Consider the following 20,997-nt stretch of genomic DNA (forward strand, 5'->3'; position numbering starts at 1 on the left):
TCGTGAAAGCGTATTTTTGCAGTTGCTCAAAGCCGTGCTGCACTGCACAAAGAGTGTGCCTTTCAGGCATCCTCTCCTAAAACTTTCACGGCCGGTCGAAAGACCGGCCTTTTTTTTGTCGGAACGCCTGTTATGGTGTGCGTGCTGTCGTAGCGCCGGACATAAAACAGAAACGCAGGACGAGGGACGCCGCCGGAAAGACCGGCAACGGCGACACGATTGCCGGGGGATCGAGCAGAGTTTGCTCTCCCCCGCGATTTCTTCTTAGATTATTATTTCCTTCCCCGGCGAAGGCCGGGGCCCAGCAGCGAGACAGGAGTTTGCTGGCGCTTGCGCCCGGTTGCCTCGCCCTTCGCTACTGGGCCCCGGCCTTCGCCGGGGAAGCGACGGCAGAAGAAACAGGCCCCCGAATCACTCGACCGGCGGGACCGGCGGCTCTTCCCCCATCTGGAAGCCGTGCTTCATCAGCATCGGTACGTTCGCAAAGGCGAAGATAAGCGTCAGGGGAATCACCCCCCACAGCTTGAACCCGAGCCAGAAGCTATAACTGAATTCGTGCCGCACCACTTCATTGAGCACCGCGAGGCACGCGAAGAACACTGCCCAGTTGATCGTCAGCTTGCGCCATCCGGTTTCGTTCAGTCCCGGATAGGCCGAATCGAGGAACAGGCTCAACAGCGGCCGTCCCGTCACCAGCCCGAACACCAGGATCGCCGACAGCATCGCGTAGATGACGGTCGGCTTGATCTGGATGAATTCCTTGCTGTGGAAATACAGCGTCAGCCCGCCGAACACGAGCACAAGCGTGCCCGTCATCCACAACATCGGCGAGATGCGTCCCGACTTGATCAGCGAATAGACCATCGCCGCAACGCTCGCGAGCATGAACGCGCCAGTGCCGGCGAGCAGCTTTACCGTGTCGAGCCCGGGGGTGAGGAAATTGACAAGGAAGAAAATCGCGATCGGGCCGATGTCGACCGCAAGGCGCTGGCCCGAACTGAGCGGGGGTTTGGACGAAGGAGACGGGGAGGTGGTCATTTGCGGACCCCTTCCACGCCCGCGATGATCCGCGCAACCTCGTTCGAGTCGAACGGGCGCAGATCGCCCATGCCTTCGCCGATCCCGATCGCATGGATCGGCAGGCCGTATTTCTCCGCCGCCGCGACGAGCACGCCGCCGCGCGCGGTGCCGTCGAGCTTGGTCATGACGAGGCCGGTAACACCAGCGGACTCTTTGAACACTTCGATCTGGTTGAGCGCGTTCTGCCCGGTGGTCGCATCGAGCACGAGTAACACGTCATGCGGCGACTCGACGTTGAGGCGACCCAGCACGCGGCGGATCTTGGACAGTTCGTCCATCAGTTCGCGCTTGTTCTGGAGACGCCCCGCGGTGTCGACGATCAGCACGTCGATGCCGGTTGCGGTCGCCTGCTTGACCGCTTCGTAGACGATCCCGGCTGCGTCGCCGCCTTCCTTGCCCGAGATGAGCGGGACGCCCGCGCGTTCCGCCCAGGTTGCAAGCTGCCCGATGGCGGCGGCGCGGAACGTGTCGCCCGCCGCGAGCATCACGCCGTAATCCTGTTCCTTGAGCAAATGCGCGAGCTTGGCGATCGTGGTCGTCTTGCCCGAGCCGTTGACGCCGATCACGAGGATGACGTGCGGGCGCGGGAAGCCGGTGATTTCGAGCGGGACCGCGACGGTGTCGAGCGACTTCTCGATTTCCTCGGCGACGACGAGCCGGATGCCGAGCTCCTCCATGTCGCGCTCGAACACGCCGGTCGACAGGCGGCGGCGGATTCGCGCGGCGGTCTCGGGGCCGAGATCGGACGCGATCAGCGCTTCCTCGATCTCGTCGAGCGTCTTGGTGTCGAGCGGCCCGGTGCCGAGCCCGGCGAGATTGCCGATCAACCGGTCGGATGTGCGCTTGAACCCGCCGAGGAGTTTGTCGTGCCAGCTTGGGGTCATGCGGGGGTCTCTTGTAAAAATGCTTGCTGCTGTGCCTGCTGGTTTTGCTTCCCCGGCGAAGGCCGGGGCCCAGGAGCGATGTCAGAGGTTGGTGAGGACGGCGCTTCGTTACCAGCGTCTCGCGACTGGGCCCCGGCCTTCGCCGGGGAAGCGAGAAGGGGAGAAGCCAGAAGGTAAGAAGCGAGAAGGGGGGAAGCGGTAGGGGAGAGAAGCGCGGTGGCGGTGAGCATGTTCCCGTCGCTCGCTGTAATCCGCACGCGCTCTACGGACCCCACGACAAGCGTCTCGAACCGCGCCTCCGCAAAACTGCCGATATGCCCGCGGTCGCCCGGCCGTTCGACCAGCACGTCCTGCGTGGTCCCGATCAACCCGCGCAGCCACGCCGCCTTGCGCACCGCCGCCGCGTCCCGCAGCAACGCAGCCCGACGCTTCCGCTCGGGCACCGGGACCGCAGGCATCTTTGCGGCAGGCGTGCCGTCACGTTCGGAATAAGGGAAGATATGCGCGTGGACGATGTCGCAATCGTCGATCAGCGCGCGTGTGTCCGCGAACATCGCGTCGTCCTCGGTCGGGAAGCCCGCGATCAGGTCCGCGCCGATCGCGATCTCCGGCCGCGCGGTCTTGAGCCGGTCGACCAGCGCAACGCTGTCGGCGCGCGCATGGCGGCGCTTCATCCGCTTGAGGATCATATCGTTACCCGCCTGAAGCGAGAGATGGACATGCGGCATCACCCGCGCTTCCTGCGTCAGCAGGGCGAACAGGCGGTCGTCGATCTCGACCCCGTCGAGCGACGACAGCCGCAGCCGTTCCAGCGCAGGGACATGCCGCAGGATGCGTTCGACCAGCAACCCAAGGCTGGGCGCGCCGGGAAGGTCGGGGCCGTAGCTCGTCAGGTCGACCCCGGTCAGCACGACCTCCCGGTGGCCCGCATCGACCAAGGCCGCAACCTGATCGATCACCGCGCCCGCGGGGACCGACCGGCTGTTGCCGCGTCCGTACGGAATGACACAGAAGGTGCAGCGATGGTCGCAGCCGTTCTGCACCTCGACGAAGGCACGGGCGTGGCTAGCGAACACTGCCGCCAGCTGCGGTGCGGTATCGCGCGCGGAAAGTATATTGCCGACCACCACCGCATCTTCGGATGCCCACGCTGCGGCGGACCGCTTCTCGACATTGCCAAGCACGCGGTCGACCTCCGGCATGGCAGCGAAGCTCGCCGGATCGATCTGTGCGGCGCACCCGGTGACGACGATCTGCGCGTCGGGGCGTTCGGCGCGGGCGCGGCGGATCGCCTTGCGCGTCTCGGCAACCGCACTATTGGTCACCGCGCAGCTGTTCACGACCACGGTATCCGCACCGCCCGCAAGCGTACGAATCGCTTCGCTTTCGGCGATGTTGAGACGGCAGCCGAGGCTGATGATCCGCGGTTCGGGCATGGCGGCGATCTAGGGGCGGTGGGGGGCGAAGTCCATGCGTCGTGCTGGTGCGCTCACGCGATACGGCGATGGTCCTTGCCCGGCACCGCAGCGATTCCCGCCGCAGGAGTCTGTAGCAGCCGGCGTTCGGCGAGCAGGCGGCGGGTGTTCGCCACGCTGGTGGGTTGGCCGTACAAATAGCCTTGCCCCCGCGCGCAGCCGAGCGTGCGCAAGCGTTCCTCGATCCGTGCGTCCTCGATTCCCTCGGCGGTGATCGGAAGGTTGAGGCTGTCCCCAAGGCGCGTGATCGCGGTGACGATCGCGGTGCTCTCCGCGCTGCTTTCGATCGACATGATCAGGCTGCGGTCGATCTTGAGGTGGTCGAACGCGAGCGCCCGCAGATGTGCTAGTGCCGAAAAGCCCGTCCCGAAATCATCGAGCGAGAGCCGGACACCCTGGTTCTTGAGGCTGCCGACGATCGACTGGGTCAGCGCGAGATTGTCGAGCAGCGCGGCCTCGGTAATCTCGATTTCCAGCCGGTTGGCGGGGAAGCGCGTTTCGGTCAGCACCTTGATGACCTTCTGCGCGAGCCATGCATCGCGGAACTGGAGCGGCGAGAAATTGACCGAAAGCGACAGCCCCGCATCCCAGTCGCGCGCGGCATGGAACGCCTGGTTCATCAGCGACAGCGACAATTCGCTGATCAGCCCGGTCTGTTCGGCGATTGGGATGAAGACGGCAGGTTCGATCAGGCCGCGAGCCGGGTGTTCCCAGCGTGCCAGAACCTCGAACCCGGTGATCCGCCCGGTCATGAGGTCGATCTGCTGTTCGAAATAGGGGACGATCTCGCCGCGGGGAATGGCGTTGCGCAACTCGGTCTCGAGCGCGTTTCGGGCCTTGAGGTCGCGTTCCATCGATTGATCGAACCAGGCGAAGCGGTTTCGCCCGGCATTCTTCGCGGCATACATGGCGGTATCGGCCGAACGCATCAGCGCATCAAAGCCTGCGCAACCGGTGTCCGACCGGGCGATGCCGACCGAGGCGGAGATGTGGAGGTGCAGGCCATCGGCATGGAACGGACGCGCCAGCCGCGTCACGATCGTGTCCGCCACGCCCTCGACCAGCGCGGGATGCGTGCGGTCGAATGGGAAAGCGCAGGCAAATTCATCCCCGCCGAGCCGAGCCGCAATCGCCGCGGGGGGCATCGCCTCCGCGATCTCGCGCGCGACTTCCTTCAACAGCGCATCGCCGGTGGCATGACCGTGCAGGTCGTTGACCATCTTGAAATGATCGAGGTCGAGCAGCAACAGCGCCATCGCCTTGGGGCGTCCGGCGACATTGGTGAACATCATCGCGCCCGCTTCGGCCAGGCTGCGGCGGTTGAGGAATCCCGTCAGCGGGTCCTTTGCGGCAAGCTGGTGCGCGCGTTCCTCCGCGGCGGTGCGTACCCCGACCTCGCGTAGCAGGTGGCGGTTGTGTCCCCAGCCGACCAAAATCAACGCGATGTTGAGAAGCAGTGCCACCGCCAGCGCTTGGTCGGTATGCGCGCCGCTCCCGAAATAATGCTGGACCGCATCGGACATGGCCGCGCTGGCAAGCGCGACGAACAGCAGGATCGCCACGATCGTGATCGCGCCGTTCAGCGATCCGGGCGCCAACGACGCCCGGACGCCGTCGGCTTCTTCCTTGCGGGACCGTCTGTCGCGTCTCATCATTTAGGATCAACCTTCCGTGATCCGCACATCTCACGCGATACATGTACAGGTCGTTAAACTGGGATAGTTGCAGCGACGAACGCCTTGGGTTAAAGGACGAACCGATCGCTCCACCGTGAAGCGTGAAGGCTGTCCTGCGGGACTACGCCGGCCGACGAGGTTTCGTCCGCCGGCGCTCTTTGCGTTACGCGGCGGATGCGTTGATTTGGAAGGGTTTTTTCGGATGTTCGAGAGCCTGAGCGACCGTCTTGGCGGTGTGTTCGATCGGTTGCGGGGGCGCGGTGCGCTGACCGAGGCCGACGTGCGTGCGGCGATGCGCGAAGTCCGAGTCGCGTTGCTCGAGGCCGATGTCGCCTTGCCAGTGGCGCGCGATTTCGTCGATCGCGCGACCGAGCAGGCGGTCGGCCAAAACGTGTTGCGCTCGGTCACGCCGGGGCAGCAGGTCGTCAAGATCGTCAATGACGCGCTGGTCGAGATGCTGGGCGCGGAAGCGTCCGATCTGGAACTCGACGTCTCGCCGCCCGCGATCATCATGATGGTCGGCCTGCAGGGGTCGGGCAAGACGACGACGACCGCCAAGATCGCGCTGCGCCTTGCCAAGCGGCAGGGCAAGAAGGTGCTGATGGCGTCCTTGGACGTCAACCGCCCGAACGCGCAGGAGCAGCTTGCCGTGCTCGGCACGCAGGCGGAGGTTTCGACCCTGCCGATCGTCGCGGGGCAGCAGCCGGTCGATATCGCGCGGCGCGCGGTGCAGGCGGCGAAGCTGCAGGGCTTCGACGTGCTGATGCTCGATACCGCGGGTCGTCTCCACGTCGATCAGGCGTTGATGGACGAGATGCGCGCGGTCGCCGAGGTGACCAAGCCGACCGAGATCCTGCTCGTCGTCGACTCGCTGACCGGCCAGGATGCGGTCAACGTCGCGCAGAACTTCTCGGATCAGGTGCCGCTGACCGGTGTCGTGCTGACCCGGATGGACGGCGATGCGCGCGGTGGTGCGGCGCTGTCGATGCGCGCGGTCACCGGCAAGCCGATCAAGTTCGCGGGCATGGGCGAGAAGCTCGACGCGCTCGAAGCGTTCGATCCCAAGCGTGTCGCTGGCCGGATCCTCGGCATGGGCGACGTCGTCGGCCTCGTCGAGCGCGCGGCCGAGGCGATCCAGGTCGAGGACGCCGAGAAGATGGCGGCCAAGCTCGCCAAGGGCGAGTTCGACCTCGATGATCTGCGCGCACAGCTCGGGCAGATGCGCCGGATGGGTGGCCTCGGGGCGCTCGCGGGGATGATCCCCGGCATGGCCAAGGCCAAGCAGGCGATGGCATCGGGTGCGATGGACGAGAAGATCCTCGTCCGCTTCGACGCGATGATCACGTCGATGACGCCCAAGGAGCGCCGCAAGCCCGAACTGCTCAATGCGAAGCGCAAGATCCGCGTCGCCAAGGGCTCCGGCACGACCGTGCAGGAGGTCAACAAGCTCCTGAAGATGCATCAGGAAATGGCCAACGCCATGAAGAAGATCAAAAAGATGGGCGGGCTGAAAGGCATGGCCAAGCTGTTTGGTGGTGGCGGCGGTGGCATGGGCGGCATGGGCGGCGGCGGTGACGGCGGCGCCGGTGGCCTCGGCGGTCTCGGCGGGATCGATCCGTCCAAGATGTTCAGCGGCGGTGGCGGGGGTCTTCCCGGCCTCGGCGGCGGCCAGACGAAGCTCCCCCCGGGCTTCGAGAATTTGCTCAAGAAGAAGTGATCGCCATCCGGCACCCAGCCGGTGGCAAAACCCAAGAACGACCAAGAAGGAAGTAGTTTACTATGGCAATTAGCATTCGTCTGTCGCGTGGCGGCTCCAAGAAGCGTCCGTATTACCGCATCGTTGTCGCCGATGCGCGCAGCCCGCGCGACGGCAAGTTCATCGAGAAGCTCGGCACCTACAACCCGCTCCTCGCCAAGGACGACGAAAAGCGCATCGTGCTCGACGCCGACCGCGCGAAGCATTGGCTGAGCGTCGGCGCGCAGCCGACCGATCGTGTCGCACGTTTCCTCGACGTGGCCGGCATTCGTGAGCGTGCGGCGCGCACCAACCCGAACAAGGGCAAGCCCGGCGAGAAGGCCACCGAGCGTGCGGAAGAGCGTGAGAAGAAGCTCGCCGACGCCGAAGAGGCAAAGGCAGCAGCAGCGGCAGCCGCCGCTGAGGCCGCGGCTGCACCCGCGCCTGCCGAAGCAACCGAAGACGCGACCAACGAGGGCGAAAGCGCCTCGGCACCGGTCGAAGGCTGATGTCGGCCGACTCCCCCGTTACGCTTGCCGTCGTGATCGGCGCGCATGGGGTCACGGGGGAGGTGCGTCTCAAGGTCTTCACCGAAGACCTTGGGCAGTACAAACTGTTCAACGGCGGCGCGCTGACCCTCAAGTCGGTGCGCCCCGGCAGCAACGGCGCGATCGCACGGATCGCCGAAGTCACCGACCGCAACGCCGCCGAGGCGATGCGCGGGACCGAACTGACCGTGCCGCGCTCGGCGCTCCCGCCTTTGGAAGAGGGCGAATATTATCATGCCGATCTGCTCGGCCTGCCGGCGGTATCGCTGGAGGGTGAGGCGCTCGGCCATGTCGTCGCGATCGACGATTTCGGCGCGGGCGACGTGCTCGAGATCGAGCGCCCCGACAAGAAGCGCTTCATGATCCCGATGAACGCCGAGGCGGTTCCCGAGTGGAACGCAGAGCGCGTGGTCGTGGACGGGGCGTTCATCGTCTGAACCAAATGCGGGCGATCGGCGCGTAAGGCGCGGTAAAAGCCTTCCGTTCTCCTGCGAAAGCAGGAGTCCAGGGTTGCGCGTGCTGTCTGCCGATGTTCTGCTGGACCCTGGGTTCCTGCTTTCGCGGGAACCCGACGGGCAGGATTTACGCCGCTTCGTTAAACTGCAAGCTGGCAAGCCGCGCGTAAAGGCCGTTCTGGCCGATGAGCGCGCCATGCGACCCCTGTTCGACAATCTGCCCATCGCGCATCACGATGATCCGCTTCGCCGCACGCACGGTTGCGAGACGGTGCGCGATGACGAGCGTGGTGCGGTGATCCATCAGCCGTTCGAGCGCTTCCTGCACCAACCGTTCGCTCTCCGCATCGAGCGCGCTGGTCGCCTCGTCGAGCAGCAGGATCGGCGCATCGCGCAGCAACGCACGCGCGATCGCGACGCGCTGGCGCTGCCCGCCGGACAGGCGCGCGCCACTCTCGCCGAGGAAGGTGTCCAGCCCTTCGGGGAGCTTGCGCAGGAATTCGGCGGCGTTGGCGGCCTCGGCGGCGGCCCACAGTTCGTCGTCGTGCGCGCTCCAGCGGCCGTAGCGCAGATTGTCGCGCGCGGTCGCGCCGAAGATCACGGTTTCCTGCGGCACCATCGCGATTCGCGCGCGGACTTCGGCAGGGTCGGCGTCGCGCAGGTCGACACCGTCGATCCGTACCGCACCCGCGTCGGGATCGTAGAAGCGCTGGATCAGCTGGAACAGCGTGGTCTTGCCAGCCCCGGACGGACCGACGATCGCGACCGTCTCGCCGCTCGTGATATCGAGCGAGAAGTCGTGGAGCGCAGCGACGTCCTGTCGGGTGGGATAGCGGAACTCGACATGATCGAACGTCAGCGTCCCGCGCGCCGGGATCTGCAGCACCGCGGGTGCCGTCGGCGCTGCGATCTCGGGTTCCTCGTTGAGCAGCTCGGCAAGCCGCTCGGCGGCGCCCGAGGCGCGCAGCAGGTCGCCATAGACTTCGGTCAGCGCGCCGAACGCGCCCGTCACCAGCCCCGCCGTGAAGATGAAGGCGGTCAGCGCGCCACCCGTGAGCCGCCCGGCTGAGACGTCCGCAAGCGTCGTCCACATCAGCAGCGTCACCGCGCCGAAGATCAGCCCGATCACCAGCGCGGTCATGATCGCGCGGATGCGGATCCGCCGTTTGGCGGCGGCGAAGCTGCGCTCGACCGCGCCGGCGAATCGTTCGGTCTCGCGCTGTTCCTGGCCGAACGCCTGGACGATCTTCATCGCGCCGAACGTCTCAACCGCCATCGCGCCGATATCGGCAATACGATCCTGGCTGGAGCGAGAATAGGCCTGGACGCGGCGCCCGAGCAACACGATCGGCAGCACCATCACCGGAATACCGAGCAGCAGCAGCCCGGCGAGCTTGGGGGCCAGCGCGAACAGCGAGATGATCCCGCCGATGCCGGTGATGACGTTGCGCAAAGCGACCGAAACGGTGGTGCCGACCGCATTCTCGATCTGGGCGGTATCGGAGGTCAGACGCGACGCGACTTCGGAGGGGCGGTTCTCCTCGAACCAGCGCGGCGCTAGCCGCAGCAGGTTCGCCTGCACCGCTGTGCGGATGTCCGCGACGGTGCGCTCGCCCAGCCACGACACGAAGTAGAAACGGACCGCGGTGGCGATCGCCAGTACGGCGACGAGCCCGAACAGTCCGTAGAAGACGCGATCGATATGCTCTGCGCTGCCGCCGGCACTGAAGCCGCGATCGATCACCGACTTGAACGTCCACGGAATGTAGAGCGTGGTCGCCGACGTCGTCAGCAACGCGAGCAGCGCGATCGACAGCTGAGCCGGATACCGCGAGCCATAGTGCCAGATCATCAGCAGATTGCTGAGCTTCCGCCGGCTGGGTGGGCTGGTGTCGCTTGCCGTGAGGCTGGGCGGGGTAGCGGCTTGGACGGGGTCTGCCATGCCGAACGCCTAGCAGGGACGGGCAGGCGCCTCAATCGGGCGCGCATCGTATTCCGTGGTCGCGCGTATAAGCCATATGCACCAGGCGTCCGTCCGCGCGACGGGCGCATATGATGATAGAATCGTAAGCCCGGTATGCTAGAAGGCCGCCCATGCTGTACAATGCCTATGAAATCCAGAAATCCATGCTCGCCGGGGCGAGCGCAATGGCCGACTTCAGTGCTGGCTGGCTGAGCAACCCGTCCAACCCGTTCGCCTATTTTGGCGGCGGTGCGGTGATGGGATCAGCGCTCGAGGTGTTCGCGCACGCGGCCGCACCGCGTGGCAAGCCCGAGTTCGGGCTCGATACGACGCAAATCGACGGCGCGACCGTTGCAGTCCGCGAAGAGATCATCGCGCGCAAGCCGTTCGGCCAGCTCAAGCGGTTCGTCCGTGAAGGCGTCGAGACAGGCCCGAAGCTGTTGATCGTCGCGCCGATGTCGGGGCATTACGCCACGCTGCTGCGCGGCACGGTCGAGCGGATGCTCCCGGTGGCGGACGTGTACATCACCGACTGGCGCGATGCGAAGCTGGTGCCGCTGTCCGACGGCAAGTTCGATCTGGACGATTACATCGATTATCTGATTGAGTTTCTTGAGGCGATCGGGCCGGGTGCGCACATGCTCGCCGTGTGCCAACCGTCGGTACCCTGCTACGCCGCAGCCTGCGTGATGAGCGCGGACAAGAACCCGTGCCGTCCCAAGACGCTGACGATGATGGGTGGACCGGTCGACACGCGCGAAGCGCCGACGTCGGTCAACACGCTCGCCACCGAACGCCCGCACAGCTGGTTCAGCCAGAACGTCATTGCGACGATTCCCGCGATGCATCCGGGTGCGGGCCGCAAGGTGTATCCGGGGTTCCTGCAACTGGCCGGCTTCATGTCGATGAACCTCGGCAGCCACATGATGTCGCATTACGAGATGTTCAAACATCTGGTGGAGGGCGCGGATCTGGAAGCCGATGCGACCAAGCGCTTCTACGAGGAATATCGCTCGGTCTGCGACATGACCGCGGAATTCTACCTTCAGACGATCGATGTGGTGTTTCAGGACCATTCGCTCCCCAAGGGCACGATGCTCCACCGCGGTCGCCCGGTTGATCCGGGCGGGATCACCGACATCGCGATCCTCGCGATCGAGGGCGAGAAGGACGATATTTCGGGGCTTGGGCAGACGCGGGCGGCACTGACCATTGCAACCAATCTGCCGGACGAGAAGAAGCGCTATTACATGGCCGAGGGCGCGGGCCATTACGGCATCTTCAACGGCTCGAAGTGGCGCAACAAGGTTGCGCCAGTTGTTGAGGAATGGATGAAGGCGCACGGCTGAGGCGATTTGGCACGCTACCGTTACGCGGTTCGTGCCCTTGAACGTGTTTCAACGGTCGTCGCGGTGCGAGTCCGACCTGCGCTTTTGGGCAGTGCACGCAAAGCTTGAGAAGATGATGCTGGGGTAGCGGCGTCGGTCCTCTCTCCCTTCCCCGGCGAAGGCCGGGGCCCAGTAGCGAAACGTTTGAAGTCGACGCGCTCATCTCCGCTACCTAGACTTCCTCGCCTGGGCCCCGGCCTTCGCCGGGGAAGTGCAATATTAGGCATGGTGCACCCGTCGAGATCGGTTTTCGCTGGATCCCGGTCTGCTGCCGGGATCCAACGAGGTCAAATAAAATACCGGTTAAGCGGCGGTCGTGCTGACCTTGGCGTGGCTGCTGCTCTCGTCCGCGGTGATCGTGCCGCCGAACAGCATCTTGACGCGACCGGTCAGCGAAATGTCGGTTTCCCACAATTCGGCGCTGTCGATGTCCATCCGCAGCAGCGCGAGATTGGGGTCTTCCTTGCCTTCGGGGAACCAGGCCTCGACCTGCTTGCTCCACAGCTTGTCGATCATGGCCTTGTCGTTGTCCTGACGGATCGTACCCGCCATGCAGGCGAAATAGTCATGCCCCTTGGACACGAACTGCGCCATCACCTTGCCGCCGTCAGCGAGGCGATTGTCCTTGCCGGTGAAGAAGAACAAAGTGTCGACCAGATCCTTGTCGAGCTGCGCCATCAGTGGCTCGCTGTGCGACGTTCCGTCGGTCTTGCCCACCATGAGGTAGGGGCTGTCGGCCATCTTCTTCCACAGCGTCTCTTTGATTTCGTGGGTGTCGGCCATTGGGGTTCTCCTGATTTGGTAAAGGGAGAACCGCGAACCGCGAAGTTGGTTGCCGAGCGAAACAACAACCCGTCCGCCGCGCCCATCGGATGGACGCGGCGGCAGTGGATTCAGAGGACTTCGAACAGACCGGCGGCACCCTGGCCGCCACCGATGCACATAGTCACGACGACGTACTTTGCGCCACGGCGCTTGCCTTCGATCAGCGCATGGCCGGTCGCACGCGCGCCGGTCATGCCGTACGGATGACCGATCGAGATCGCGCCGCCCGAGACGTTGAGCAGCTCATCCGGAATGCCGAGCTTGTCGCGGCAATACAGCACTTGCACTGCGAACGCCTCGTTGAGCTCCCACAGGCCAATGTCGTCCATCTTGAGGTTGAACCGCTCGAGCAGCTTGGGGATCGCGAAGACCGGGCCGATGCCCATCTCGTCGGGCTCGGTGCCAGCCACCGCCATGCCGACATAACGGCCAAGCGGGGTGAGGCCGCGCTTCGAGGCGAGCGACTCTTCCATCAGCACCGAAGCGGACGAGCCGTCCGACAGCTGGCTGGCGTTGCCCGCGGTCACGTTCATCCCCGGGCCCATGACGGGCTGGAGCGACTGAAGACCTTCGAGCGTCGTCTCGGGGCGGTTGCCTTCGTCCTTGGAGAGCGTGACCTCCTTGTGCGTGACTTCCTTAGTTTCCTTGTTCGTCACCGCCATCGTCGCGGTGACGGGGACGATCTCCTGATCGTAATAACCAGCAGCCTGCGCGGCGGCAGTACGCTGCTGCGACTTGAGCGCATACTCATCGCAAGCCTCGCGGCTGATGTTGTAGCGCTTGGCGACGACCTCCGCCGTGCCGAGCATCGCCATGTACACGTCCTTGTGCATCGCGATCAGCTCGGGGTCGGGGGCGAGCCGCATCTGCGGGGTCTGGACGAGGCTGATGCTCTCCACGCCGCCCCCGATGGTGACGTCCATATTGTCGGTGATGATCTGCTTGGCGGCGGTGGCGATCGCCATCAGGCCGCTCGCGCACTGGCGGTCGACCGACATGCCCGGCACGGTGACGGGGAGGCCTGCGCGCAGCAACGACGTCCGCGCGATGTTGCCGGCCTGGTGGCCCTGCTGAAGCGCGCAGCCGAAGACGACGTCATCGACCATCCCGCCGTCGATCCCGGCGCGCTCGACCGCGGCCTTGATCGCGTGGCTGGCGAGGGTTGGGGCAGGGGTGTTGTTGAATGCGCCGCGATAGGCGCGGCCGATCGGGGTGCGGGCGGTGGAAACGATGACGGCTGAACGCATCGGGCTTCTCCTTCGATAAGCCCCTCCCCTTCAGGGGAGGGGTTGGGGGTGGGGACGTGGGCTGGAGGCAGCCGGTCTGTTCGCGGCACGGCCCCACCCCAACCCCTCCCCCGAGGGGGAGGGGCTTTCTAGATTCAAACGAAGATCTGCGACATCCACTCCGCGATCATCGCGGGCTTTTGCTCGCCTTCGATCTCGACCGTGAATTCGTTGGTCTGCTGCCACTGTCCGGGGCGCTTCTCGATCAGCTCGAGCAGCTTGAACCGCCCGCGCACGCGCTTGCCGGAGCGGACCGGCTGGAGGAAGCGGACTTTGTTGCCGCCGTAATTGATCCCCATCTTGACGCCCTCGATCTGCACCGCGTCGATGATCTTAGAGGACAGCAGCGGCATCAGCGACAGCGTGAGGAAGCCATGCGCGATCGTTCCGCCGAACGGCGTCATCGCCGCCATCTGCGGATTGACGTGGATGAACTGATGGTCGCCCGTGGCGTCGGCGAACTTGTCGATCATCTCCTGGCTCACCTCGACCCAGTCGGACACCTGTTCGCTGCCGATACGGGTCGCCAGTTCCTGGATGGTTATCGTCGTCACGGCATTCCCCTGAAAGCGGCACCTTGGTGCGGTATCGAGCGGGAGATGGCACCAGCCGACACGTCATGCAAGCATCGTGGAAACCCGCAACCGGAAGGATACGCACGCCGTAGCGTTAATCGGCGGAAATCGAGCGGCGAGTCGACCAAAGGGCGCGGACCCGATGTTCGAAAACCGCGTATTGCGATGATTCGGAAAATACGTAGGGTGGTGAAGAAATACCTAAAACTGACCCTATTTCGACGAAGGAATGTCACAGAAAATAGTCAATAGGAATGAAACCCTTCTTTAGACGGATGGCGTCCGTGACGGATCGCTGCATAGCCCCTCCTACATTCTTCCAACAAACGTTTGCAGATCATGGTGGGGCAATTCGAGATGCGAGTAGCTATGAAACAGCGGCCGGACGACAGGGGTGACATGTACGTGGTGCGCGACATGCGCGCAGACGACCGGGGGGCGTCGACGGCGGCACTACTGGACGATCTGGCGCACTTGACGATGCGCGCGTTGCAGGTCCCCGTCGCGCTGATCGTGGTCGATGGTGGCGTGAACGGCTGGACGACCCGCAAGGTTGGCACCGCAGTCGATACCGCCAGCGGCGTTGCCGCAAGCATCGAGGCATCCGATCTGGCCGCACTGGCCAACCCTATCTTCGCGGAAGCGCACGGTTTCGCATTCTACGTCGCGACGCCGCTCCGCGACGCGTTCGGTATGCGGTTCGGCACCTTAGCGGTCCTGAGCGAACAGACCCGCACCGTCTGCGAGGAGGATCTCACGACGCTCCGCAAGATGGCAGGGATCGTCGAACGCCTGGTCTGACGCGATCGGTCAAAGATCGTTGGTCGCCGTGACCCCCTTGCGTGTCAGGATGGCATCGCGTGCGGTCGGCTCATCCCCGGTCCCGATCAGGAAGAATTCGACTGACAACATTCCCTCGTCGATCAGCGCCTGGACGATCCGGACGAACGCCCTGCTTTCGGGGGAAAACTCGTTGCCCAATTGCGTCGGGGACAGGTTGACCGGATTGGGCCAGCTTTTCCGGAGATACGAGAGCGCGGCCTGATTGAGCCGCACCTCGATGTTGTCCGGATCGTCATGGACCCACTGCAAAGCCAATATCATCGCCCCTAATACATTGGCGTCGTGCTAAAATCCCGCCAGACATCGGTCCGGGATGATCCCAAGCGCTCTAAGTATACAGGCAAAATATAGGTCAAGAACGGTCTAAACACCAGTCTCGAAGAGTCCGTTTCAGACGGCGGTGCAGTAACGACGTACTATCTAATCCGAATGGTGTAGACCTGTTGACCATTTCCCCGATGTCGGCACTGAGCCGGCACTGGCATGGTTAACGCTCCGTGCCATCCTCATCGACGGCGGAAGTGTTTGGTGTTGCGCCCGTTCCCTGGCGTTGATCGGATGGTCGTGCGTTCCGCGCTGTGTCACCGGCGGGTGCGACGGCATCCGGGCGGGGGTCGGGTTCGGCAGGGGGATTGAGGAAAGTGGTCTGGGTCGGATAGGCGAGCGCGATCCCTTCGTCGTTCAACCGTCGCACGATGGCGAGACCGAGCGTGTGCCGCGCGTCGTAGAAATCCTGGAACGCCGCGCTCGGGGAGTCGAACTGGACGTCGAAGTCGTAACTGTTCGCACCAAAGCCGGTGAAGCCGCAGCGGACGAACTTCATTCCATTCGCTTCGATCAGGTCCTTGAGCATCGATGGCAAAGCTTCCATCGTATCGATCGGGGTCCATTGGACGACCCCGAGCGTGAACACTACGCGACGGTAATCACGCGAACTGTTGTTGATGATTTCCTTCTCGAGCAATTGCTTGTTCGCGACGACCCGTTCCTCGCCCGTGACGCCGCGAATGCGCGTCGACTTGAGCCCGATCGCTTCGACGGTTCCTGCGGACGAATCATAACTGATCGCATCGCCGCGCCGGAACGGGCGATCGAAGATGATCGCGAGCGCCGCGAACAGATCGGCAAAAATGCCTTGCGCGGCGAGACCGATCGCGATGCCGCTGACGCCCAGACCCGCGACGAGCCCGGTGACGTTCACCCCGAGGTTGTCGAGCACCACGATCAGGGCGATCGCGAACACCGCAAAGCTGACGAGCAAGCGGATGATCCCCATCGCGCTGCCGATCGCTTCGCCGGTATAATGTTCGCCGTGAGTACGGTGCTCGATCGCGCCGAGGATCAATTCGCGTGCCCAGATCGCCGCCTGGAACACGGCCGAGATCGTGAACAGGAAGTTCACGACGCGCGTCACCTCGGCGGGCGGGTTGGCGAACCCAATCACCAGTTTGGCGGCGAGAATCAGGATGAAGAGGTTGCCGGTCCGCGTCACTGCCTTGCCGATGACGATGCCCCAGCCGCCCAACTGCCCCTCGCGCTGGCACAGGCGTCGGCCCATCCGGCGCGCGAAGTGGAGAGCGATCACGATCGCGGCACCGGCCGCGAACGAGACGAGCAGTTGCAGCCAATAATCCCCGATCCAGTCGAGCGTCGTCTTGACGAGGCCCTGGACCTGGCTGTTGACGTCGCGCACGCGGATCGGCGGCAGGATCGCCGCTTGCTTGTTGCTCATGGATTTACCTTCAGGCTGCTCCGACGAGAACGTGGGCTTCGGCGGTGACCGCGCCGTTCTCCAGAAATGCAATCAGGCCGCGTTCGGTGCGGCTGAGATATTGGGTCGACCGCGGCAGGCGCAAACCGACACGAAACGCGCTCTGGCCGTCTTTAACCAGCGCCAGAACGGCAGGATGCACGTACGATTTGCGCGCAATCGCGGGCGTATTGCCAAGCGCCTCGCATACCGGCTCGAGCATCGTCTTCAGGCTGATGTCCTGTTTCGCCTGCGCCAACGCTTCGAACGCAAGGACGCTCGCACTCCATGTGCGAAAATGTTTCGCCGTGAAATCGCTGCCCATCGCATCGCGAATGTAGGCGTTGACGTCGGACGAACTGACCGGGTGGCAGCAGCCCTCGGCGTCGACCCAGCGGAACAGATGCTGACCCGGAAGATCCTGGCACCGCTTGACGAACCGGCTGAGCGACCCGTCGGTGATCGTCAGCATCCGCATCTTGCCCGACTTGGCCTTGAACTGAAGCTTGAGCGATTGCCCCTTCAGTGCTGCATGGCGCTTGCGCAGCGTTGTCGCTCCAAAGCTCTTGTTCGACTTTACATAGCCTTCGTTGCCGATGCGGACCTTGCCGAGATCGAGTAGCCGCACGACCGCTGCCACCGCCATGTCCTTGTCGCGCCCGCGTCGTTTCAGGTCAGCCTCGACCCGCGCCCGCAGCTTCGGCAAAGCGTAACCGAACGGTGCGCAAAGCTCGTACTTGGCGGCTTCCTGCGTTTCGCGGAAACCGACATGATAGCGATATTGCTTGCGACCCTTTTCGTCCCACCCGACCGCCTGGATGTGCCCGTTGGGGGAGGGGCAGAACCACGCGTCGCGATAAGCGGGCGGCAGGCCGATCGCGTTCAGCCGTTCGATTTCCGCGCGATCGGTAATGCGCACGCCCTCGGCGTCATAATAGCCCCAGCCATGTCGCATCTTGCGCCGCGTGATGCCGGGGTCGCTGTCGTCATGGTAGGAGATGGCCGAAGTCTGGTGCGACATTGTCCGGGATGAATGCACGGCTGGGCGCATCGTTCCGGAACAGCCGCCCCGCCTCACGGGTTGAGCAGCGCGAGCCCCTAAAGGCTCCACCCCCCGATCTTTTACGTACCGGAGACTATCATGGCCGAGCTATCGCAAGCGCACGTGCTCATCATCGCGACCGACGGTTTCGAACAGGCCGAACTGTTCGAGCCGCGCAAGGCGTTGCTCGATGCGGGCGTCAAGGTCACGCTGGCGTCGATCAAGACCGATCCCATCCAGGGCATGGTGTTCGACGACAAGGGCGACACGATCACCCCGGACACTACGCTTGACGAAATCGATACCGAGGACTTCACCGCGTTGTTGCTGCCGGGCGGCGTCGGCAATCCGGACAAGTTGCGGATGAACGATCGCGCGGTCGAGATCGTCGAGGAGTTCGCCGACGATGGCAAGCTGATCGCGGCGATCTGTCATGCACCGTGGTTGCTGATCGAAGCCGATGTGGTCGATGGCCGCCGGATGACGAGCTGGCCATCGCTGCGCGTCGATCTGGCGAATGCCGGCGCCGAAGTGGTCGACGAGGAAGTCGTCCGCGATGGGCCGTTCATCACCAGCCGCAAGCCCGATGACATTCCGGCGTTCAACAAGGCGATCCTGGCGGCGCTGCAGGAAGACCTGGATGATCAGGAAGCGGACGAGGAGGACACCGAGGAGGCATGAGTGCCCGGACCGGCTCGCCTATGCTTGGCGAGCCGGTCCACCGGACCCTGCACCGCGCGTTTGCCCCCCGTATACCGTCCGAACGAACTGCCGGGGACGGGCGCGAGGTTCCTGCATTTGTGCCCGCCGCGCGCGTGTTTACCAGATTCACACCGATGGCATGGCAACGTCCGCGCCGTGGCCATCCGCTCCAACCCTGAACGCGTGATCCCGGTCGCACCGATCGTCGGGGCGATCGTCGGTGCCTGCGCGGCGGTTGCCTTTGCGATCGTGCCTACGGCGTTGGTAGAGCGGATCCTCATCGCCAGCGGAATCGCGTCGCTCGTTTCGGCGGCGGCGCCTTCGCTTGGCTTCACTGCGCGGGTGCTGCTCGTGGTGGTCGGCGGCGGGGGGCTCGGCCTTATCGCGTGGTTGGCCTCGGGCCTGCTGTTCGGTCCGGCCGATGCCCCGATTGCAGGAGAGGGCTTCGTTCTGCATCGGTCCGGGCAAGACGAGGATGACGCGCCGCTGCTGCGCAGGGCGGACCCACAGTCCGATGCGCCGCCCCGGGCTCCACTGCGTGCACATCGCGATCTTGGCACGGGGTTTCCGGACGTTTCGTCTCGCCCCGCCGTGGCGATGCAACCCGCGGTGGCGGAAGGGGATCGTGACCTGTCGAGGCTTCTTAGCAAGCGCGCGCTGTCCGACGAGCGGGACGAACCAGCGGCTGCCTATGACACGGACGCGTTGCAGCGCGATGCGGCATCAGACCGCACGCACACGGCCCCGAACCCTTCGGTCGAGGATGACCCGGCAGAGACCATCTACGCCTTGCTCGACCGGCTCGAGCGCGTCTTGCAACTTGGGGCGGCGGGGCAGGATGCGACCGCAAGTGCGATGTCGACGGCGCCGCTGGCCCGGCCACCGGCGGGCGCATTCGAGGATACGCTCGCGACGCTGCGCGCGCTGGCACAGCGTTCGCGCTAGGTTTCAACGGTCAGCACCTCGATGCCGACGTCCGCGCCGATGTCGGTTCGCACCGTCGTCGCGACGATCAGGTCCGCGACCAGATGCCCGCGTAGCGGCAAGTCGACTTCGTCCAGCCCAGCGATCCACGCGTCGGTTCCGGCACCTTCAATCGCAAGCGCCATCCTGTGACACGCGCCAACGAATGTCGCGCTCGCCCAGCGGCGGCTTTCGGTCGCGTGCCATGACAGCGAAAGGCCGCACCGCTCGGCATGGCGTTCCAGCACGCGCCGCAGCAATGTCGCTGCATCCGGGCCCCGGCTCATCGCGCTGCCTCGTCATGTTGGGCAAGGAAGGTTTCGATCCGGCGCACCATCTGCTCGCCTGGCTCGCGCCCGCGTCGCAGGTCGTCGACCAGCCGCGGATCGCCCACCGCCAGACGCCCGAACCTGGTTCGTGGCATGGCCGTTTCACGCAGATAACGATCGATCTTGTGCAGCACCGACATGTTTGCCCTTCCCGGTTGAGTCGCTGTATGTTCACGATGTGTTCCGCCATTTCCAACTTGTCTAGGAATTTTCCTATGGTATCGTCATGACCATGGTCGCAGCCGATCCTCGTGCCCGCCTTGAGGCGCTGATTGTCGAGCACGGCGTTGGTTATGCCGCGCTGTCGCGGATGCTGCGACGGAACGAAGCGTACCTTCAGCAATATGTCCGACGCGGGACCCCGCGGATCCTCGCAGAACGTGACCGTACGTTGCTCGCGGCGTTTTTCCGTATCGACCAGAGCGAACTGGGTGGCCCGCCGAAGCCGTCGATGGCCGCGATCCGCCGTCTGGCGGTGGAGGCATCCGCAGGGGCCGGCGCGTCGGTCGACCCGTCCGACGAGCGGGATGGCGCTCGCACGATGCTGCTTGATCCGCGGCTGCTTGCCGATCTGCGGCTGGCATCGGAGGACGCAAGCATGCTGACCGCGCGCGGTGATTCGATGCTGCCGACGATCGCGGACGGGGATACGCTGGTGGTGGACGAACGCGACCGGAAAATGGGGCCTCGTCCCGCGATCTTCGTCTTGCGGCACGAGGGCGTGCTGCTGGTCAAGCGGGTGTCACGGCGCGACGACGGTATCGTCATCGCCAGCGACAATCCGGCCTATCCCGTGATCCAGACGTCGCATGCCGACATCATCGGGCGGGTCGTGTGGCTGTCACGCGCGCTGCGATGACGCGCGATTGGCGGTTCAGCGGTCGCGCTTGCGGTCCAGCAGCCAGATCACGAGCGACATGGCGACACCCGCCGACAACCCCGCGAGGAACCCCCGCGTCGGCCCCAGCGCGGTCAGCAGGCCGATCGCAGCGCCGAGCATGGCGCCCAGCGCGATCAGGAAACCACCGGCGAGCGGGGAGCGGGGTGGTTGGGGAACGGGCATGATCGGCGCTCTGCCATGTCGCGTGCACGGACGCCAGCGTCCCGATCCGGGAAGCGTGGATCACCCGGAACACAAACGCGCAAATGCCGAGTTGCGGACGCGTGACGCGGCCGACAAGAGTTGGTAGGCGCCCCCTGTTCCGGGCGGATCTTGCGTTGCCTCCGGACCTTTTGGAGCCAGAATGCCGCATCTCCCATACCTTGCCGACCGCGCCGAATTGACCGATGCGAGCGACCTGATCACCATGTTCGGCAGCGATGCGCGATCCGAAGCGGCGGCACGTGCGGACCGCAGCCGCGATCTTGGCAATTACCTGCATTTTTGCCGCTGGCGTCAGATCGAACGGTTGATTGGCTGGCTTTCGTCCGACCGCGCGATCGGCACGGTCCACTAAAGCGCTACAGCAATCCTCTGT

Annotated in this window: 23 protein-coding genes; 9 read left to right on the forward strand and 14 right to left on the reverse strand. The window is 64.6% G+C overall.

Annotated features, from left to right (window positions below):
* Positions 1 to 411: 411 nt before the first annotated feature.
* Genes ABIC17_RS12895 through ABIC17_RS12910 form a run of 4 tightly spaced genes read right to left on the reverse strand, consistent with a single transcriptional unit; the run spans position 412 to position 5,094 of the window.
* Positions 412 to 1,038, reverse strand: coding sequence for an inner membrane-spanning protein YciB (locus ABIC17_RS12895; protein ID WP_354282266.1), 627 nt, complete (start codon positions 1,036 to 1,038; stop codon positions 412 to 414).
* Positions 1,035 to 1,964, reverse strand: a complete 930-nt coding sequence (gene ftsY, locus ABIC17_RS12900; protein WP_354282268.1) for a signal recognition particle-docking protein FtsY — start codon at positions 1,962 to 1,964, stop codon at positions 1,035 to 1,037. The genes ABIC17_RS12895 and ftsY overlap by 4 nt, the downstream gene beginning before the upstream one ends.
* Complete coding sequence (mtaB, locus tag ABIC17_RS12905; RefSeq protein WP_354282270.1) at positions 1,961 to 3,400, reverse strand: tRNA (N(6)-L-threonylcarbamoyladenosine(37)-C(2))-methylthiotransferase MtaB; 1,440 nt, start codon at positions 3,398 to 3,400, stop codon at positions 1,961 to 1,963. The genes ftsY and mtaB overlap by 4 nt, the downstream gene beginning before the upstream one ends.
* Positions 3,401 to 3,453: 53 nt before the next feature.
* Entirely contained in the window at positions 3,454 to 5,094 is a 1,641-nt protein-coding gene (locus ABIC17_RS12910; protein WP_354282272.1) for a putative bifunctional diguanylate cyclase/phosphodiesterase, read from the reverse strand.
* A gap of 223 nt (positions 5,095 to 5,317) precedes the next feature.
* Between ABIC17_RS12910 and ffh the strand changes: the two genes are divergently transcribed.
* The 3 genes from ffh to rimM all read left to right on the forward strand — a co-directional run bounded on the left by ffh (position 5,318) and on the right by rimM (position 7,835).
* Positions 5,318 to 6,832 (forward strand): signal recognition particle protein, encoded by a 1,515-nt coding sequence (ffh, locus tag ABIC17_RS12915; RefSeq protein ID WP_354282274.1) that lies wholly within the window; start codon positions 5,318 to 5,320, stop codon positions 6,830 to 6,832.
* A gap of 62 nt (positions 6,833 to 6,894) precedes the next feature.
* Entirely contained in the window at positions 6,895 to 7,359 is a 465-nt protein-coding gene (rpsP, locus tag ABIC17_RS12920; protein ID WP_354282276.1) for a 30S ribosomal protein S16, read from the forward strand.
* Complete coding sequence (gene rimM / locus ABIC17_RS12925; protein WP_277970306.1) at positions 7,359 to 7,835, forward strand: ribosome maturation factor RimM; 477 nt, start codon at positions 7,359 to 7,361, stop codon at positions 7,833 to 7,835. The genes rpsP and rimM overlap by 1 nt, the downstream gene beginning before the upstream one ends.
* A gap of 145 nt (positions 7,836 to 7,980) precedes the next feature.
* On the opposite strand, the gene ABIC17_RS12930 is transcribed toward rimM, so the two are convergent.
* Complete coding sequence (locus ABIC17_RS12930) at positions 7,981 to 9,795, reverse strand: ABC transporter transmembrane domain-containing protein (RefSeq protein ID WP_502958460.1); 1,815 nt, start codon at positions 9,793 to 9,795, stop codon at positions 7,981 to 7,983.
* 152 nt (positions 9,796 to 9,947) lie between these two features.
* Here ABIC17_RS12930 and ABIC17_RS12935 point away from each other — a divergent pair, with 152 nt between their 5' ends.
* Positions 9,948 to 11,165: a polyhydroxyalkanoate depolymerase gene (locus tag ABIC17_RS12935; RefSeq protein WP_354282279.1), complete on the forward strand. Its 1,218-nt coding sequence runs from the start codon at positions 9,948 to 9,950 to the stop codon at positions 11,163 to 11,165.
* 342 nt (positions 11,166 to 11,507) lie between these two features.
* On the opposite strand, the gene ABIC17_RS12940 is transcribed toward ABIC17_RS12935, so the two are convergent.
* The 3 genes from ABIC17_RS12940 to ABIC17_RS12950 all read right to left on the reverse strand — a co-directional run bounded on the left by ABIC17_RS12940 (position 11,508) and on the right by ABIC17_RS12950 (position 13,869).
* A complete protein-coding gene (locus ABIC17_RS12940) occupies positions 11,508 to 11,987 on the reverse strand; it encodes a pyridoxamine 5'-phosphate oxidase family protein (RefSeq protein ID WP_354282280.1) in 480 nt (159 codons plus the stop codon).
* A gap of 110 nt (positions 11,988 to 12,097) precedes the next feature.
* On the reverse strand, positions 12,098 to 13,276 hold the full coding sequence (locus tag ABIC17_RS12945; protein WP_354282282.1) for an acetyl-CoA C-acyltransferase: 1,179 nt from the start codon (positions 13,274 to 13,276) through the stop codon (positions 12,098 to 12,100).
* Positions 13,277 to 13,410: 134 nt separating this feature from the next.
* Positions 13,411 to 13,869: a MaoC family dehydratase gene (locus ABIC17_RS12950; protein WP_354282284.1), complete on the reverse strand. Its 459-nt coding sequence runs from the start codon at positions 13,867 to 13,869 to the stop codon at positions 13,411 to 13,413.
* 390 nt (positions 13,870 to 14,259) lie between these two features.
* Between ABIC17_RS12950 and ABIC17_RS12955 the strand changes: the two genes are divergently transcribed.
* Positions 14,260 to 14,691, forward strand: coding sequence for a diguanylate cyclase (locus tag ABIC17_RS12955; protein WP_354282286.1), 432 nt, complete (start codon positions 14,260 to 14,262; stop codon positions 14,689 to 14,691).
* 9 nt (positions 14,692 to 14,700) lie between these two features.
* On the opposite strand, the gene ABIC17_RS12960 is transcribed toward ABIC17_RS12955, so the two are convergent.
* From ABIC17_RS12960 to ABIC17_RS12970, 3 genes are all read right to left on the reverse strand, one after another.
* Positions 14,701 to 14,994, reverse strand: coding sequence for a hypothetical protein (locus ABIC17_RS12960; RefSeq protein WP_354282288.1), 294 nt, complete (start codon positions 14,992 to 14,994; stop codon positions 14,701 to 14,703).
* A gap of 226 nt (positions 14,995 to 15,220) precedes the next feature.
* Entirely contained in the window at positions 15,221 to 16,465 is a 1,245-nt protein-coding gene (locus ABIC17_RS12965) for a mechanosensitive ion channel family protein (protein ID WP_354282290.1), read from the reverse strand.
* A 10-nt stretch (positions 16,466 to 16,475) separates the two neighbouring features.
* Positions 16,476 to 17,504 carry a DNA topoisomerase IB gene (locus tag ABIC17_RS12970; protein WP_354282292.1) on the reverse strand — a complete coding sequence of 343 codons (1,029 nt, stop codon included), beginning with the start codon at positions 17,502 to 17,504 and terminating at the stop codon, positions 16,476 to 16,478.
* Between the two features lie 120 nt (positions 17,505 to 17,624).
* On the opposite strand from ABIC17_RS12970, the gene ABIC17_RS12975 reads away from it, so the two are divergent.
* A complete protein-coding gene (locus ABIC17_RS12975) occupies positions 17,625 to 18,206 on the forward strand; it encodes a type 1 glutamine amidotransferase domain-containing protein (RefSeq protein ID WP_354282294.1) in 582 nt (193 codons plus the stop codon).
* Between the two features lie 177 nt (positions 18,207 to 18,383).
* Positions 18,384 to 19,172, forward strand: coding sequence for a hypothetical protein (locus ABIC17_RS12980; protein WP_354282296.1), 789 nt, complete (start codon positions 18,384 to 18,386; stop codon positions 19,170 to 19,172).
* Here ABIC17_RS12980 and ABIC17_RS12985 read toward each other — a convergent pair.
* A complete protein-coding gene (locus tag ABIC17_RS12985; RefSeq protein WP_354282298.1) occupies positions 19,169 to 19,477 on the reverse strand; it encodes a hypothetical protein in 309 nt (102 codons plus the stop codon). The genes ABIC17_RS12980 and ABIC17_RS12985 overlap by 4 nt on opposite strands.
* Positions 19,474 to 19,659, reverse strand: a complete 186-nt coding sequence (locus tag ABIC17_RS12990) for a hypothetical protein (protein WP_354282300.1) — start codon at positions 19,657 to 19,659, stop codon at positions 19,474 to 19,476. The genes ABIC17_RS12985 and ABIC17_RS12990 overlap by 4 nt, the downstream gene beginning before the upstream one ends.
* An 86-nt stretch (positions 19,660 to 19,745) precedes the next feature.
* On the opposite strand from ABIC17_RS12990, the gene ABIC17_RS12995 reads away from it, so the two are divergent.
* Positions 19,746 to 20,378 carry a S24 family peptidase gene (locus tag ABIC17_RS12995; RefSeq protein ID WP_354282302.1) on the forward strand — a complete coding sequence of 211 codons (633 nt, stop codon included), beginning with the start codon at positions 19,746 to 19,748 and terminating at the stop codon, positions 20,376 to 20,378.
* A 15-nt stretch (positions 20,379 to 20,393) separates the two neighbouring features.
* On the opposite strand, the gene ABIC17_RS13000 is transcribed toward ABIC17_RS12995, so the two are convergent.
* Positions 20,394 to 20,582, reverse strand: a complete 189-nt coding sequence (locus ABIC17_RS13000; RefSeq protein WP_354282304.1) for a hypothetical protein — start codon at positions 20,580 to 20,582, stop codon at positions 20,394 to 20,396.
* A gap of 181 nt (positions 20,583 to 20,763) precedes the next feature.
* Here ABIC17_RS13000 and ABIC17_RS13005 point away from each other — a divergent pair, with 181 nt between their 5' ends.
* Positions 20,764 to 20,976: a hypothetical protein gene (locus ABIC17_RS13005; RefSeq protein WP_354282306.1), complete on the forward strand. Its 213-nt coding sequence runs from the start codon at positions 20,764 to 20,766 to the stop codon at positions 20,974 to 20,976.
* Positions 20,977 to 20,997: the final 21 nt, after the last annotated feature.

This window comes from Sphingomonas sp. PvP056, from assembly GCF_040549155.1.
Classification (GTDB): domain Bacteria; phylum Pseudomonadota; class Alphaproteobacteria; order Sphingomonadales; family Sphingomonadaceae; genus Sphingomonas.